Source organism: Micromonospora sp. WMMD961, from assembly GCF_029626145.1.
Classification (GTDB): Bacteria; Actinomycetota; Actinomycetes; order Mycobacteriales; family Micromonosporaceae; genus Micromonospora.
In genome coordinates this window covers 3,842,338-3,858,458 of sequence record NZ_JARUBJ010000002.1, presented here as the reverse complement: position 1 = coordinate 3,858,458, position 16,121 = coordinate 3,842,338, and the positions used below count along the sequence as shown (strand labels likewise).

General features: G+C 71.3%; 12 protein-coding genes. 5 read left to right on the top strand and 7 right to left on the bottom strand.

Annotation, left to right across the window (positions count from 1 at the left end):
- The first annotated feature begins 42 nt into the window (after positions 1 to 42).
- Positions 43 to 2,151 carry a M14 family zinc carboxypeptidase gene (locus O7614_RS17575; protein ID WP_278139544.1) on the top strand — a complete coding sequence of 703 codons (2,109 nt, stop codon included), beginning with the start codon at positions 43 to 45 and terminating at the stop codon, positions 2,149 to 2,151.
- A gap of 97 nt (positions 2,152 to 2,248) precedes the next feature.
- Entirely contained in the window at positions 2,249 to 2,911 is a 663-nt protein-coding gene (locus O7614_RS17570; RefSeq protein WP_278139543.1) for a fasciclin domain-containing protein, read from the top strand.
- A gap of 6 nt (positions 2,912 to 2,917) precedes the next feature.
- Here the strand turns inward: O7614_RS17570 and O7614_RS17565 are convergent, their stop codons facing one another.
- Positions 2,918 to 3,919, bottom strand: coding sequence for a tyrosine-type recombinase/integrase (locus O7614_RS17565; protein WP_278139542.1), 1,002 nt, complete (start codon positions 3,917 to 3,919; stop codon positions 2,918 to 2,920).
- Positions 3,920 to 4,115: 196 nt separating this feature from the next.
- On the opposite strand from O7614_RS17565, the gene O7614_RS17560 reads away from it, so the two are divergent.
- The 3 genes from O7614_RS17560 to O7614_RS17550 all read left to right on the top strand — a co-directional run bounded on the left by O7614_RS17560 (position 4,116) and on the right by O7614_RS17550 (position 7,821).
- Entirely contained in the window at positions 4,116 to 4,871 is a 756-nt protein-coding gene (locus O7614_RS17560) for a hypothetical protein (protein WP_278139541.1), read from the top strand.
- A gap of 1,637 nt (positions 4,872 to 6,508) precedes the next feature.
- Positions 6,509 to 7,114, top strand: a complete 606-nt coding sequence (locus O7614_RS17555) for a response regulator transcription factor (protein ID WP_278139540.1) — start codon at positions 6,509 to 6,511, stop codon at positions 7,112 to 7,114.
- 122 nt (positions 7,115 to 7,236) lie between these two features.
- Positions 7,237 to 7,821 (top strand): response regulator transcription factor, encoded by a 585-nt coding sequence (locus O7614_RS17550; protein ID WP_278139539.1) that lies wholly within the window; start codon positions 7,237 to 7,239, stop codon positions 7,819 to 7,821.
- A gap of 18 nt (positions 7,822 to 7,839) precedes the next feature.
- On the opposite strand, the gene O7614_RS17545 is transcribed toward O7614_RS17550, so the two are convergent.
- From O7614_RS17545 to O7614_RS17520, 6 genes are all read right to left on the bottom strand, one after another.
- Positions 7,840 to 9,600 (bottom strand): ABC transporter ATP-binding protein, encoded by a 1,761-nt coding sequence (locus O7614_RS17545; RefSeq protein WP_278139538.1) that lies wholly within the window; start codon positions 9,598 to 9,600, stop codon positions 7,840 to 7,842.
- A complete protein-coding gene (locus tag O7614_RS17540) occupies positions 9,597 to 11,315 on the bottom strand; it encodes an ABC transporter ATP-binding protein (RefSeq protein ID WP_278139537.1) in 1,719 nt (572 codons plus the stop codon). The genes O7614_RS17545 and O7614_RS17540 overlap by 4 nt, the downstream gene beginning before the upstream one ends.
- Positions 11,316 to 11,388: 73 nt before the next feature.
- The gene (locus O7614_RS17535) at positions 11,389 to 11,478 is read right to left on the bottom strand and encodes a SapB/AmfS family lanthipeptide (protein ID WP_247670285.1); all 90 of its coding nucleotides are present in this window, start codon (positions 11,476 to 11,478) and stop codon (positions 11,389 to 11,391) included.
- The gene (gene lanKC, locus O7614_RS17530; RefSeq protein ID WP_278139536.1) at positions 11,447 to 14,104 is read right to left on the bottom strand and encodes a class III lanthionine synthetase LanKC; all 2,658 of its coding nucleotides are present in this window, start codon (positions 14,102 to 14,104) and stop codon (positions 11,447 to 11,449) included. The genes O7614_RS17535 and lanKC overlap by 32 nt, the downstream gene beginning before the upstream one ends.
- A 138-nt stretch (positions 14,105 to 14,242) precedes the next feature.
- Positions 14,243 to 14,968, bottom strand: coding sequence for an alpha/beta hydrolase (locus O7614_RS17525; RefSeq protein ID WP_278139535.1), 726 nt, complete (start codon positions 14,966 to 14,968; stop codon positions 14,243 to 14,245).
- A 107-nt stretch (positions 14,969 to 15,075) separates the two neighbouring features.
- The gene (locus O7614_RS17520; RefSeq protein WP_278139534.1) at positions 15,076 to 15,897 is read right to left on the bottom strand and encodes an NAD(P)-dependent oxidoreductase; all 822 of its coding nucleotides are present in this window, start codon (positions 15,895 to 15,897) and stop codon (positions 15,076 to 15,078) included.
- Between the last annotated feature and the right edge of the window lie 224 nt (positions 15,898 to 16,121).

Sequence of the window (16,121 nt, the reverse complement as noted above, 5' to 3'; positions counted from 1 at the left end):
ATGCTGGTCCACACGCGCCACGATCACCTCGTCGGAGGCCACATGAGACGTCCGCGACCCACCCTCATCGCAGTAGCAACCCTCATCGCCGTCACCCTCACCACCGCACCCACCCCCGCCACTGCCCAGAGCGCCGCGGAGCCCAACCAGGTCACCGCCCTCACCATCCGCCAGGCCGACGGCTACGCCACCCTCGCCTGGCAACCCGTCGACGATGCCACCGACTACCAGATCGAACGCACCGCCGTCGACGCCACCGGCACCTCCACCGGCGCACCGACCATCGTCGGCGTCTGGCGACCCAACCGCCAGATCAACCAACAGGCACCCACCTTCGCCGACGCCGGCTTCAACCCCGGCGACACCTTCCAATGGCGAGTACGCGCCCGCACCGGCACCACCGAACAGCCCTACTCCAACCCGGTCGTCGCCACCACCACCGCCCCCTGGGGCAACCCTGAAACCCCCGGCGAGCAACTGCGAACCCAATGGGAGACCACCCAAGCCGCGCAATACACCAGCGACACCGACGAGTACGCCTACACCGCCGCCATCGACACCCTCAGCGACCGCGTCCGCGTCGTCGAACTCGGCCGCACCGTGCAGAACCGACCCATCAACATGCTGGTCATCGGATACCCCACCCCGGCGGCCACCCCGGAAGCCGTCGCCGCCACCGCACCGGTGGCCATCAACTGCAACGTGCACGGCAACGAACCCGGCGACCGCGAAGCCTGCCTCATCATGGCCCGCCAACTCGCCTTCAGCACCGACCCCCGCATCACCGACCTCCTCAGCCACACCACCGTCCTGATCGTCCCCACCATCAACGGCGACGGCCGGGCCAACAACACCCGCGGCAACTCCACCGGCCAGGACCTCAACCGCGACTACTCCCTGATCCGCCAACCCGAAACCACCGCGTACATCACAATGGTCCGCGACTACCGACCCGTCGCCGGCTACGACGGCCACGAGTACGGCAACTCCCGCGCCGGGGACCTACCGATGCTGCCCCCACGGCACCAGAACGTCGCCCAACCCATCTTCGACCAGTCCCAAGACATGATCGAAGGCCACATGTACGCCAAGGGCGCCGAAGCCGGCTGGTGGGCCTGCCCCTACGGCTGCGAAGGCGGCGGCAACGTCGGCCTCAGCGAAGAAACCATCCTGCGCAACACCCTCGGGCTCAAGAACGTCGCCAACTCCCTGCTGGAACTGCGCAGCTCCGGCGGACAGACCCGACCCGACGAGGGCAACACCGCCAACAACCGGCGCCGCAAGACCTACTCCGCGCTGTGGACCTTCCACCAGTTCCTCGACTACCACCGCGCCGACCGCGGCGACATCCTCAACTCCCGCGCCCAGTCCATCGAGATCCAGGCCGCCAACACCGGCCGCCTCGTCTTCCGCGGCTCCCGACCCATCCCCGCCCACCCGGCACCGCACCCCGGCGACAGTCCACCGCCGCTGGACGCACCCCTCGCCGACCTCATCCTCGACAACGCCCCATGCGCCTACAAACTCACCGACGAGCAGTACCACGGCGCCCGCACCGACGGACCCGGCGGCGTGGGCACCACCGTCGCGCAGCGCATCGCCGCACACGGCTGGAAGGTCATCAAGACCACGGACGGCTACTACGTACCCCTCAACCAGCCCGAACGCGGCCTCATCCCGCTACTGCTCGACACCAAGGGCGTGGAGAAGCTGACCGACGGCGAACGCGTCTACCCGACCCTCACCGGCCGACGCGACGGGCCCCTGACCGTATCCGACTTCACCTGCGCCGCCGACGCCACCATCAACGGCCCAGTCACCGTCCGGGCCGGCGCGGCACTCGTCGCGACCGGAACCACCATCAGCGGCCCGGTCACCGCCACCGGCGCCGCCGGCATCCTCCTCGCCGACAGCACCATCAACGGCCCGGTCCAGATCGCGAAGACCACCACCGCAGTCTCCGTCATCGACGTCACCATCGCCGGCCCGGTCAGCCTGACCGCCAACACCACCGGCACCGACACGCCACTACTGGCCGGCAACACCATCCGTGGCCCGCTCAACTGCATGGCAAACAGCCCCGCCCCAACCAACCTGGGCGTCGCCAACACCGTGCACGGCCCACGCACCACCCAGTGCGCGGCACTGTGACCACCAGCTAGCCGCACCAACGTGCCGGCGGCGCGGGCACCCACGCCCGTGCCGCCGGCACACCCCATCCGCCAAGCCCCGAACCGTGGAGAACGCTGTGTCGCATCCCGCCTCCCCGAACCGCACCCCACCCCGACACACCCGCCGCCTCCGCCTCCTCGCACCGGCCCTGCTGCTGGCCGTCACCGCGTGCACCGGCGCCCCCACCAACCCGCCCTCCGACGCCGCACCACCGGCACCCCAGGTCAGCGGACCGCTCTGCGCCGCACTGCCCACCGGCACCGACCCCGGAAACCCGACCTTCCTCGCCGGACAACCCGTCGACCAAGCGCTGAGGTGGATCCCCACCCTCACCACCTTCGAAGCGGCCCTGCGCAGCAGCGGCGTCCTCACCGACCTGCCCACCGGCACCGGTGTCACCATCCTGGCGCCCTCCGACGACGCCTTCGACGCCAAGTTCTCCGAAGACAACTGGGACGACCTGATGACCCAGCACACCGACCAGCTGCGCAACCTGCTGACAGCGCACGTGATCGCGGGAACCCACCGAATCGACGACCTGGTGAACGCCGGCACCGCCTCCACCATCGACGGCACCACCATCACCATCGCCCGCACCGGCCCCACCATCCGCCTCGCCGACCGCGCCGACGCCGTGTGCGCCGACTACCAGGCCACCAACACCCGCATCCACATCATCAACGCCGTCCTCGGCCCACTGCCCACCACCGCCAACGACAGCGACCACCGCGCACACTGACCGCGCTCACTCCCGGTTCACCGGCACCAGAGCCGCCAACGCGCGGTTGGTCCGGTTGGCGCGAACCGCGTCGCGCTGCTGCCCCGCCGTCACCTCGATGTACGTCTGCGACGACGCCAACGACGCATGCCCCAACAACCGCATGATCTCCGCCGCACTCGCCCCGTCCTCGGCCAACCGGGTCGCGAACGTGTGCCGCAACGCGTGCAACCGCGCGCCCCGCGGCACCCGGTCACCGATACCCGCCCGCCGAAAACACGACTCGACGAGATACTGCAGACCACCACGACGCAACTGCTCACCCCGCCGATCGACCAGCAACGCCGAGTCGGGGCGTACCGACCGCGAACCGAAACGCCGCACCCGACTGTCCAGGTAGTCCCTCAGCACCCGGTCCAGATCCGCCTCGATCGGCACCACCCGGGGTCGCCCACCCTTCCCGAGCACCTCGATCCGCCGCTCGCCACGCCGACCACCCAGCGAGTCGACCCGCAACGCCAGCAACTCCGACAGACGCAGCCCGGCGCAGAGCGCCACCGCCAACACCGCGACGTCCCGCTCCGGCCACGGGTCGCGCTGCCGACCCTCGTCGCGCGCGGCGGACGCGAGCAGCACCTCAGGGGTGTCCGCGCCCCGCAACGGCTTCGGCTGGGGGAGTAGCGCCCGGGGCCGCCCGACCGCCGGCATCGGGTTGCCGGCCACGACACCGTCGGCGACGAGGAACGTGAAGAAACTGTTCCAGGTGGACCATGCCCGGTGCACCGACGCGGGCGCCCGGGGCGCCGCGAACCGGGCAAAGGCCGCCCGCATCACCCGGGGGGAGAGGTCGGTGATCGACAGCGTGTCCAGGGGGAGGGGAGTGGCAGCATCCCCGGCGACCAGGGTCGCGACCGCGAGCAGGTCCCGCCGGTACGCCGCCAGGGTGTGGGGGGAGGGCTTGCGAGTGGCGCGGGCGGTCAGGAACTCCTCGATCAGCACCAAGAGCGATTCGTCCCGTTTGTCATGCATAAGGGATATTATGCAGCACTTTCACCTTTCGGGGAAGCGCCGGGAGAGGGGGAGTGGACCCACTCCGCACGGCGCCTGCGCCGATGGTCGGCACGCTCCACGGACGAGGCGGCGCTACAGGCGCCGAGCGGCATGTCTACTCGCGCCCGCGTCGAAGGTCACCGGCTCTCCTGGAGGAGCACGTATCGTGCGCCGCATGACGTCGCCCGTCGCCATCTGCCCCGTCTGTGGTCGACCCGGCACGCCCACCGTGTACCGGGACCCGGCCCACCCCGTCAACGTGGTCTGCCCCGCAGGTCACCAGTGGCGGCCGGCCGGCGGACCCGGGTGGGCTCCCTCCGCATCGCCCGCCGTCGTGGCGGGACACCGCGACGGCGGTGGCACCTCGACACACCCCCTGGGCGTCCACAGGGACGGACGGAACTGGCGCATCGGCACGGCCAGCGACGTTGCCTGGCTCGCCGGCCACACCACGCAGGGCCTTGCGATCACCGCCGCGATCCCGGAGGTGTTCGACGCGTACGCCACCTTCCACCCGCCGGAGGGTGTCGGCGTCGCCGCCCACGAACAGGCCGTGGTCCGCGAGTTGGCGGCACGCACCCCGGAGCAGTCCTGGTGGCTGGGCTATCTCGACACCGGCGCTCACGACGTCGTCTTTCCGCGTGCCCCGAGGGTGTCGCTCTACTGGGGTTGGCCCTACGTCCTGGTCGAAGCGGGACCCGAGCAGGCCCTCACCTGGCGGACCGGCCACATGCGCGGCGACGGCCCGCTGCCCGACCTGTTCTTCCCGGCTGATCACTCCTGGCTCGTCTCCGCCCTGTGGGACGACACCTGGACCGACGTCGGCGGCAGCGCCGCCGTTATCGCCGGCCTGCAACGTAACCCGCTGGTCGGTGCCCGCCCCGTACGACCCGACGAGGACGCGTGTCCGCCGGGACTGACGCGCGACTGACCGCCGCCGGTGGTGACCGAGGGGACCGTCGCACAACGCGACTTTACATAATGTGCATTATCGAATCGAGCTCCAGGTCGGGTGCGGCCCGGCCCGACGGCGTGACCGCGGAGCAAAGCTGGCGGCCCGCCGTCCACAGGCAACGGACGGTGATCGGAGGGTCGCGGGATGCGTTCCTGCGTCCACGTCGCTACGATGAGTCAGCAGTCCGATGTGAAGGGGTCGTGTCCACGTGCGATGTCCCGCCAGTGGAACCGCGTCCACCCCCGCGCCGAGGCGCACCGTTCTGCTCGCCACCGACCGCGTTCGCACGCTCGCCCGACGGTGGGCCCTGGTCCTGGCCGCCGTCGGGGTCGGCTTCGTCGTGGCCCTCCTGGCGCAGGAGCCGGCCGCTGCCGACGGCCGTCGCGACGCTACCGGCGGCGAGCGTCATCAGCAGGCCGACGTCCTGGTCGAGCGTGTCGTCCGATTCGCGCAGGGCGAGGCTCCCGAGCGACGCCATGAGCAGGTCGTGACCGTCGGCGACGCTCGTCTCGACGCGCCAACCCGCATCAGCAAGGTCGTCTCCCCTGCCGGCGTCCGCCGGTCGACACCGTCGGCGGGATCGGGGTCCGGCGGGCGCTCGTCCGGGTCGGCGCCGCTCCCCCGGGTCGACCCGGACGTGGTGCGCGGCGTCGACCCGGACGTGGCGCAACGCGGGGAACGCCTGCCGGGTTCCCGATCGGAGACGGCCGCCGGCGCCGGTGACCGTCGGGCCGCCAGCGCGGCACCACCGTCGACCGGTGCATCGCCGCCCACGGCTGGAAGCCCCGGCCACACTGCGGTGGGCGTGGGTTCCGTCCGGCATTCGCTGTCGGCTGCGCTTCCCGTTGTGTCCGCCACGGTGGGGACGGTCGTCGACCGGTCGGCGCACCCCGTACGCGTGGTGCTCAGGACGGCCGTCGGGCCTGTCGTCGCCGTGCTCGGCCGGGTCGTCGACGCCGGTCTCGGCGACGTGGTCGTTCCGGCGGCACCGCGGCGGCCCGTGCCGGCGCCGCCGACTGCGGGGTGTGCTCCGGTTGGGGTGTCCGACGCGCCGGGCGGGGCCGTACCGGCAGTGGTGGGGTTGCCGGTGCATCCGACGTCCGTCCCGGCGCGCGCCGGGGTGCCGCCGGCCGCGCCGTTGCCGGTGTCCGCTGTGGAGGCGGTGAGCGGCGTGGCGTCGGCCGGGCGCGGTGCCGGGTGGTCAGGTTCGGTGCCCGCCGGGGCGGGCACTCCGGTGTGGCCGGTCGCGCCGCCCGATCAGGATGCCGCCGGCGCGACCGACAGGTCAGCGCCTGGGTCGGGGGCGGTGTTGCCGGCGGCCCGGCCGTCGACCACCTGCTCTGACCAGGTCCTCGATGTGGTGCCTCTCGTGGTGGGGGTCGGTTTCTCGTCGGTGAGTGCGCGGCCTGGGTGACGAGGGCTGGATCGGTCGTGGGGGTTTGTCTGCTTCGGTAGGTCGACCGCTGGGCCGATTGGTGCCCGTGCCCGTCGGTAGGTGACGGCGCTTCGGGTCGATGCCTGTCCGTCCGTCGCGCGTGATCGGCTGCGCTGAGCCCTGTGGGTTGTCCGGGGTGGGTGGCCGTCTGACGTGCACCTGAGATCGGAGAGACGTGGTGATCCACGTTGTTGTCGCCGAGGACATGGGTTTGCTGCGCGGGGCGCTGAGCGCCGCGCTGTCGGGTGAGGAGGACATGAGGGTTGTCGCCGATGTCGAGGGTGTCGGCGATGTGGTGAAGGTGGTTCGGCGGTGCCGTCCGCAGGTGGTGGTGCTCGCGTTGACGCCGGATCTGCCTGATCCGGTGGAGGTGGTGACTCGGATCGGCGTGGAGGCGCCGGAGGTCGCTGTGTTGGCGATGAGCCCTCGGTGGAGTCCGGCGCTGGTGGAGGCGGCGTTGGCGGCTGGCGCTCGGGGTCTGGTCGGCAAGGATGGTTCCCTGCCGGAGTTGGTGCGGGCGATTCGGACGGTCGCCGCCGGGGAACGGGCGCTCGACCCGAGCGCGGCGGCGGCGGTGTTGTGGCCGACGGAGAGTCCGTTGACGCCCCGGGAGGTGGACGTGCTGCGGATGGCCGCCGAGGGTCTGCCGTTGAAGGAGATCGCCGTCCGCCTGCATTTGGCGCATGGGACGGTGCGTAATCATCTGTCGGCGATTCTTGCCAAGACTGGTGCGCGTAACCGGTTGGAGGCGGTGTGCCGTGCACGGCGTGATGGTTGGTTGTAGCTGTTGACGGGGTGGGTCCGGTGGTTCGACCGGGCCCGCTCTCCCGCCGTGCGGGTGCGTCGGTTGCGTGTTTGAATGCTGACGATGAGTGATTGCCGTGGGGGTGCACGGGAAGGTTCGTGATGATCCGTACCCTGCTCGCGTTGGACAGTGCCCTGGTGTTGGGCGCGCTGTCGTTTGTGCTTGCCGCCGAGGACGACATCCGGGTGGTGGCGGAGGTGGGCCGGGGTGACGCGGTTCCCGGGGCCGTGCGGGACGAACGTCCCGACGTGGTGGTGGCTGACCTGGATTTCGTCGAGGGGGTCGAGGTCGGCCGTCTTGGCCGCTGCCCGATGCTGGTGTTGGCTCATCCGCGCCGGGCGGGGCGGCTGCGCGGGATGCGCTGTGGGACGCGGATGGTTGGCTTCCTGCGCAGCGATGTCGCTCCGCAGCAGGTGGTCGAGGGGATTCGCCGGCTCGCTCGACGGGAGCCGGTGCTCGACGCGGACCTTGTCGTCGCGGCGCTACACGCGGATGGTCCGTTGACCGGCCGTGAGGCGGAGGTGCTCGCGTTGACCGCTCAGGGGGCTCCGGTGGCGGAGGTCGCGGTGTCGCTGGGGTTGAGCAGTGGGACGGTCCGCAATCATCTCGGTCGGATCGTTCGCAAGGTTGGTGCGCGTACCCGGGTGGAGGCGGTGCGGGTGGCGCGTGAGGCGGGTTGGATCTGACCGGTGTGGCTGGGCGGTTCAGCCCGGTGGTGTCGGCGTGGCCAGGGGTGGCGTGGTGTGCTCCTGCCAGTGGTTGACGAGCAGTCGGTAGGACGTGGAGTGTTCCAGCAGCTGCTCGTGGGTGCCGGCGACGGTTTCGGTGCCGTCGAGGACGAGCAGTCGGTGGGCGCGGATCGCGGAGCTGATCCGGTGGGCGATGACGACGAGGCTGCCGGGTCGTTGGGCGAAGGCGTCTTCGACGGTTGCCTCCAGTGCCGGGTCCAGGTGGCAGGTGGCTTCGTCGAGGATGACCAGTGGGGCGGGTGCGAGCCAGGCGCGGACCACTGCGATGAGTTGTCGCTCGCCGCTGGAGAGCAGGGCCGGCGTGATCGGCGCGGCGAGGCCGCCGAGGCGGGTCGCCAGAGGGCGCGCGCCGAGTGTGTCGAGGGCGGTTTCCAGGGTGCGGTCGTCGGCGTCGGGCCGTAGATAGCGCAGGTTGTCGGCGAGTCGGCCGGTGAAGACGTACGCCTCCTGCGGCACGAGCACCCGTTTGCGGGCGAGGACGGTTGGGTCGGCTCCGGTGACCGGGGCGCCGGCCAGGTGGACTGTGCCGGTCTGTGGTGGTAGCAGGCCGGCGAGCAGGGCGGCCAGGGTGGATTTTCCGGTGCCGCTGGGGCCTACGACGGCGAGGTGGTCTCCGTGGTTCAGGGTCAGGGAGAGGTTTTCCAGGACGGGTCGGGCGTGTGGGCCGTAGCGGAAGGTCAGGTTGCGGATCTCGACGGCTGGGGTGGGGTGGCTGGTCGAGCGGGGTTGGGGGTGGGATCTGGTCGGGCAGGGGGTGTCGGGTTCCGGGTAGGTGCGCAGGATGTTCTCCAGGGTGACCAGGTAGCGCAGTCCTCCGCCGCCGATGCCTTGCAGCAGGGTGTGCAGGGCGGGTTGCAGGCCGGTGGAGATGTAGATCAGCGCGCCGAGCACCGCGCCGGCGGTCAGGCCCTGCTCGACCAGCCACGGTGTGGCCACCAGGAGGACGATCAGTGGGAGCCAGCCGCCGATGCCGAGGCTGAGGCTGCGGATCGCGGCCATCCGGGCGAGGGTGCGTTCTGCGGTGGCCTGGGCGGACACCTGGTGCTCGACGTCGGTTGTCACGCGTGTCTGGGCGCCGCAGGCCAGCACGTCGCGGTGCGCGGTCAGTGCGCTGGCGGCGGAGTGGCTGAGGTGTTCGCCGGTGCGGACGTAGGCGCGTTGGTGCGCGATCATGGCCGGTAGCGCGGTGAGGAAGACGGTCAGGCCGGCGGCCAGTGGTGCCGCGGCCAGTGCTGCCAGGATGGGCGCGAGGGCGAGGAGGCCGAGCAGGGCTGCGCCGGCGGAGAAGAGGAAGCCGCGGGTGACCATGAGCAGGCCGGCGAAGGTGTCGCGGACGATCTCCAGTTGGTGGGTCAGGCGGGCCAGGGCGGCGTTGTCCGGGTGTGCGCCGGTTCGGGTGGCGTCGCGTAGCGCCCCTTGGACCATGCGGGTGGTCAGGTCGTTGCGGAACGGCTCGACCACGGCGCCGAGGCACCGGTATGTCCGGCCGGTGGCTACCGCGCCGATCAGCACGGCGATGGCGAGCGCGCCGAGCCAGGTCAGACCGGTTTGGGGATGTCCGGCCAGGAATCCGTCGTCCACGGCGCGGGCGACCAGGTAGCCGGAGAGTAGTGCGGGTATCGATTCGACGAGTGACCAGCCGCCGAGGCGGGTCAGGTCGCGTCGGCGGGCCAGTAGGGTTCGCCAGGTCACCTGGCGTACGTCGGGGTGGGTCACGGCTGGCTGCTTGTCGGTGTGAAGACGGCCCGGTAGTCCGGGTCGGCCCAGAGTTGGTGGTGTGGTGCGAGGCCGCGCAGTCTGCCGGTGTGCAGCCAGGCGACCAGGTCGGCTGCTGCTGCGGTCGAGGCGCGGTGGGTGATCAGGAGCCGGGTGCGGGGGTCGGTGTGTGCGGTGGTCGCCTGGGTGATGCGGTGTTCGGTGGCGGTGTCCAGGTTGGACGTGGCGTCGTCCAGGATGAGTAGTCGTTCGGCGGTGAACGCGCGGGCCAGGCCGAGTCGTTGGGTTTCGCCGCCGGACAGTGGTGTGTGGGCCAGCGGGGTGTGGTAGCCGTCGGGGAGTCGTTCGACGACGTCGTCGACTGCTGCGGCGCGGGTGGCGGCGAGGACCGCCGGGGTCGTCGCGGTGGGTGGCGTCGCTGACTCGGTTGGCAGCGCCAGCCCGATGGCGTCGTGGATGGTCGCGCCGATCAGTACGGGTTGGTCGAAGGCGTAGCCCACGGCGCGGCGCAGCGCCGCCGGGTCGAGGTGACGCAGGGGCACTCCGTCGAGGTGTACGTCGCCGGCGTCAGGGTCGTGTAGTCGTCCGGCGACTGCGGCGAGGGTCGACTTGCCGGCACCGGATGTGCCGACGACGGCGACGGTGCAGCCGGCGGGTACGTCGAGGTCGATTCGGTCCAGGATGGGTTGGCCGTCATCGGTGTACACGCTGACCGCGCGAAGTCGTAGCGTGCCGCCGCCGGGTGGGAGGGGTCGGGTGCCGGTCGGTGCGGCGGGCTGGGTGAGGACTTCGGCGAGGCGATGCGCGCCCGCTCGGCTGCGGACCAGGTGGTTCAGTGTGGCGAGTACGCCGCCGAGTCCGGTGCCGAGGGCCGCGTAGCGGATGGCGGCGACCAGTTGTCCCGGCGTGAGCCAGCCGGCGGTCAGGGCGTATCCGCCGACGGCTACGACGCTGAGGTTCAGCAGCGGTGCCACGGCGGCGGTGCGGGCGCTTGCCGTGGCCAGGAGTGTCCATCCGCGGTGGCCGTACTGGTTCAGTGTCGGCAGGGTGGCGAGGACGCGTTCCTGTTCGCGGTGGGTGGTGGCGGCGGCGGCGATGGTGCGGGCGCCGTTGAGTGATTCGAGTAGTCGGCCGGCGATGGTGCCCAGTTCCCGTTGGTAGCTGGCTGTCACGGCTGAGGCGTCGGTGACGAAGGCGCGCATGAGGACGGTGAGGACGGTGAGACCGGCGAGGAGGGTGATCCCGAGGGCCGGGTGGATGATGGTGAGCGCGACGACGCTGCCCAGTGGTGGGACGATCGCCACTGCCGCCAGGACGAGGGCGTTGCCGGCTTGGCCGGCGTCGGCGGCTTGGCTGACCAGCCGGCCGACGAGGTCGCCGACCGGGTGGCGGCGGGTGGCGCGGACGTCGAGGGCGAACAGGTGGCGCAGCAGGTGGCGGCGTAGCCCTGCGGTGGCGCGTGCCGCGCCGAGTCCGGTGGCCAGGTCGCTGAGGGTGTCGACGCAGATGAGGACGAGTACGAGTGCGCAGGCGGTGGCCGTGGACCAGCCGGAGCCGTTGGTGAGGGCGGTGTCGACGGCGCGGCCGAGGGCTGCGGGGAGCAGGAGTTCGGCGGTGGCGCCGAGCAGGGCGACGGCGGCGAGCGTGGCGGTCCAGCCGCCGCCGGCCCGGGAGGTGCGCCGGAGTAACCGGTCGCCCGTGACGAACGCCGACATCGGTCCCTCCCGGTGGTGCGCGGGTGCCCTGGGTGGGTACGTCTACCCGCCCAGGGCCCCGCGTGCGAGTGGATCAGTTGCAGGTCGTGACGGAGAGCGAGCTGTCGCCGCAGAGCAGCAGGCTCGCCCGGCTACCGCCACCCGTGCGGTCGGCCGGAGCCATCTCCAGGCCCTGGAGGTCGAGAAGCGCCATGTCGTGTCACCTCCCTTCGCTTCGTCGGTGGAGTCGGTCTCCCTCGTTGTGGCGAGGGGGTCGGTGCGCCCGGGAGGGGCGTGAGGAACGGCAGCGTCGGTGGCGCGTCGTGCCGGGCGCAGGCCAGCGCGAGCAGCACACCGGCGGTGCCGGTGCCGAGGTCCATGGACAGGCGCAGCAGCTGCTCGCCGGGGAAGGCGGTGCCGCCGCCGTACGGCAGCGCGTGCCAGGTCAGCCGGTCCAGTTGCGCGGTGAGTTGGCGGCGGTCGGTGTCGTCGGTGGAGGCGGCGAGGTAGGTGATGATGCCGGCGCGGCCGGCGAAGAGCCCGGACTGGGCGTAGAACGGTGAGCGTGCCGCGCGGCGGATCCCCGCGCTCGCTTCGGTGAACTGGTCGTCGGCGCGGTGGCGTAGGTACTGGTCGATGACCAGTCCGATGCCGACGCTGCCGTTGGCCAGGTAGGGCATGGTCCGCCAGCCTTCGTTGACCTCCAGTGCGCCGTCTGGGCGTACCACGCAGCGGCGTAGGTCCTGCCGTAGTGCGGTGGCGGCGTGCCGGAGCAGGGTGTCGTCGCCGGTCAGTTCGTGCAGCCGTAGGGCCATCAGCGCCGCGCCGGTGCGGCCGCGGAGCAGCCCGGCGTACGGGTGGCGTCCGCCGCTGATGTCGGGGCCGGGGTCGTCGGCGAGTTGGTCGATGACGCGTTCGGCGGCCTGCCAGGCGGCGTCGCGCAGTGTCGTCTCGCCGGTGCGGGCGGCCAGTTCGGCCAGGTTGAGGGCGATCCCGGACAGTCCGCTGTGCAGGCTGTGGTCGAGCCCGTCGAGGGGTTCGCGGAGGCAGATGTCGAGGACGTCGAGGGCGTCCTGGCGGCGGCCGAGGTGTTCCAGGGCGTAGGCGACGCCGTGCAGGCCGTCGTAGAAGCCGCAGCGGGTGCCGGAGGGTGGTGCCGTTGCGCGCCGTACCAGCCACTGTTCGTGTTCGGGCTGTCGGTCGGCGCCGCTGGCGTGTAGGGCGTACAGGACGCCTGCCGCGCCGTGGGCGAGGTTGAGGCCGCCGGTGCGGAACTGTTCGATGTCGCCGGGGAAGAGCCGGTCGTCGCGGTCGGGGGTGGCGCTGGCCAGGATCGCCGTGGCCAGTCGGTCCCGCGAGGTCGGCCAGTCGCCGAGGTGCACGTCGGGGGCGGCGGTGGCCGGTGTGTCACCGGTGATCTCGCGCACGGCCGGGTCGAGGAAGGACCGGGGCACCGGGAGGTTCGCGGCGATGAGGTCGGCGAGGTGTGCCACTTTGGCGGGGGCGAGGCGGACCAGTTGGGTCAGCGGCAGGAACAGCGCCAGTCGTAGGCAGGCCAGGGCGTAGCGGTCCACCGCAGGTCCGGTGCGGTCGCGTGGGGCAGCGAAGCCCTGGTTGCGCAGCCCGGGTCGGCGGTGTCCGGCGATCGGGGCGGCGACCTCGAAGTCGACGAGGGCGACCTGGTCGTCGGGGCGGATCATGATGTTGAACAGGTGCAGGTCACCGTAGACCAGGCCGCGGTCGTGGATCGCCGTGATGAGCGAGTCGACCTGTTCGTAGACGTGTCGGGCCCAGCGGGTGTACGCCGTGCGGTCGTCGGGCGTCGCGTCGGCGTCGATGAGGGGGTACCTGTCGACGAGCGCCTTGTTCAGCGGGCGGCCCTCGATGAATTCGAGCGCGAGGAAGTGGTGCTCGCCGAGGGTGAACTCGTCGTGCACGTGTGGGACCTGCGGTAGGTCGGCGAGTTGCCGCAGGGCGGTGGCCTCGCGGGCCAGCCGGGCGACGGCGTCGGTGCCGTCGGCGTCCAGGCCGGCGTGCGGTCGGGCCTCCTTGAGCACCACCGGGGTGTCGGTACGCAGGTCCCGGCCCACGTACAGTCCGCCACCGTTGGAGAAGTGGATGACCCGCTCGATGCGGTAGGGCACCTCGTTGGTGTTGGTGTCGTTGCGGGCGGCCAGGTGGGGGCCGAGGAAGTCGGGCAGGGTGACCCAGGCCGGCAGGTGGAACACGGGTTCGCGGCGGTCGGGCACGAGCGTGCCGGAGTCGTCCTCGATCGCCGGCACGACCTGGCCGTCCGGGGAGTGGCAGTAGCGGGCGGCGAAGCCGCCGTAGCGCACGTGGACCGGGCCGGTTCCGTAGCGCAGGTCGCTGAGGACGTACGGTCCGGGCTCGCCGGCCAGCAGTTCGTCGAGTTCCTTGCAGGTCAGCTCCAACTCCGCGTCGTCGCGCGGGTAGACCGTGACGAACTTGCCGCTGGCGGCTCGGGCGGCGTACTTGGAGTTGCGCAGCAGCAGGGTGCGGGGTCCGCGCAGGAACTTGAAGGACAGGCCACGGGGTACGCAGTAGTCGAAGACGGTGTCGAGTATCCGCTCGGCGTTCGCCAGCGTGGCCGAGATGTGGATCTTCCAGCCCTGTTGGGGTAGCGAACCGCCGTCCGGGCCGTAGATCAACCAGTCGTCGAGCGACTCGCGGCGCCATCCCTGCGGCACCGGCCGATCGGCGGCCGGGAAGGCGGGTTGCGCGACGGCGGCTCCGAGCGAGTCGTAGAACAGTCGATCCGCGGCGCAGTAGCTGTCGTAGCGCTCGTCCACCGTCCCGCCTCCCGTCTCGAACCCGGCCGGCTGTCGTGCCGGCGCGCTGGATCGAGTCTCGTGGACGGGACGGGACGCGCCACAGTGCAGTTAGTCATAACCTTCGATGTGTGGTGCACACGGTGCTCGTGACAAAAGTCAGGACTGGGTTCGCCGCAGCCAGTCCTGGGTGTGCGCGCGCAGCAGGGCCGGTTGTTCGAAGGGCAGGTAGTGGCCGGCCTGGTCGATGGTCGTGTAGGTGCCACGGGGGTAGCGGCGCATGGCGTGGAACTGGTCGATGTAGCCGACGACGCCGTCCTGTCGGCCGGTGAGCACGCTGACCGGGCCGTGGAAGGGGGTGTCGACGTCCTCGTCGGGCAACGCGTACCCGGGGCCGGTCTGCAGGGCCCGCTGGAAGGTGTCGTCGCCGGGGCCGCCGGCGGCGAGGGCGGCGAGCACCGTGCCGACGACGGCCGGGGTGCGGTGGCCCAGCGCGGTGTCGAGGTGCGCGCGAAGGTCGGTGGGGGCCTCGTCGAGCCAGCCGGCGGGTGCCGCGGACGGGCGGTGCTCGGGCAGGGTGCGGCTGCTCGGCGCGATGGTGACACCGGGGCAGACGAGGAGCAGGCCGCGGACGAGCTCGGGGCGTTGGCGGGCGATCCCGGCGGCGAGGTACGCGCCGTAGGAGGCGCCGGCCAGGAGGACGGGCGCGTCGACGTGGTCGTCGAGCCACGCGCACACCACGTCCAGCACCGCCTGGGAGGTGGCCGGGCAGGTTGCGGGGGTGTCTCCGTGGCCGGGCAGGTCGAGGTACGTCTCTCGCAGGCCCGCGCCGGCGAGGGCTGGGCCGAACGCGGCAGCTGTGGCGGCGCGGGTCATGCTGAACATGGGCAGGCAAACCACCTCTGGTGCGGTGCCTGGTGACTGGTCGACTGCCAGCTTCATTGACGGGTTCTCCCCCGCTGGGCGGTGTGGTCCATCCTGCACTCCTTCCGTCAGTGGTTCGGTTGCCCGCCGCGGATGTGGCTGAGGGTGGTCTCGGCGCTGGCGTACCTGCCTCCCTGGGGTGCGTGGGAGTCGATGGGGTCGTCGGCGCCGAGGACGTGGGCGGCGTGGTCTTCCGCGTTGTCGACCGGCGTGTAACCGAGCTGGATGCCGGCGTCGAGGTCCCAAAACCGGCGGGTGTTGGCCGACACGGCGTAGGCGGTGGCGAAGGAGACGTCGGGTGCGGTGATGGCCGCTCGGATGAATCCGAGGCAGTCGCGTGGGCTGAGCCAGGTGGCGAGGTATCGGGCGTCGTCTGGTCTGTCCTCGAAGCTGCCGATGCGCAGGCACACCACGGACAGGGCGAACTTGTCCGCGTACAGGCGGGCGAGAGCCTCGATTGCCACCTTGCTCACCCCGTAGAGCCCGTCTGGTCGGACCGGATCTTCGGGGTTGACGGTCTTGCCGACGGGGTGGAAGCCGGTGACCCGGTTGCTGCTGGCAAGGACGACCCTGTCGACCTGTTGCCGACGGGCGGCCTCGAGGACGTGGAACGTGCCGAGCACGTTGGCGTCCAGCAGGTCGGCGAGAGGGGCCTCGTCCGGCAGCCCGGCGAGGTGGATCACCACGTCAGCGCCCTCGAACGCCGAGATCAGGGCGTCGAGGTCGGTGAGGTCCAGGCGGATGACCCGCTCCACCGGCGACTGCGCGGTTAGTGGGTCGCGATCGACGAGGACGAGGTGGCGGGTCTCGTCGCGGAGGGCGTGGCGGAGTGCGCTGCCGATGCGGCCGGCGGCGCCCGTGATGACCACGGTCCCGAAGGGTGGACTCATGTTGGGAGTCTCTCCTCCCCTACCGACAGATCTTCGGAGGCCCCACCATGATCGAACTTCGCCGATCATGGTGGGGGGCGTTGCCCGCGTCACACCTGGGCTGCGAATGTTCTTACGGTAAGCGCCGTCGCTGTCGCCGACCTCACGTGCGCCCCGCGCAGGGAATTCTCGCGCTGGGCCGCGCCGTTCTCCGTTCGGAAGATCAGAATCAGATGATCGAATGG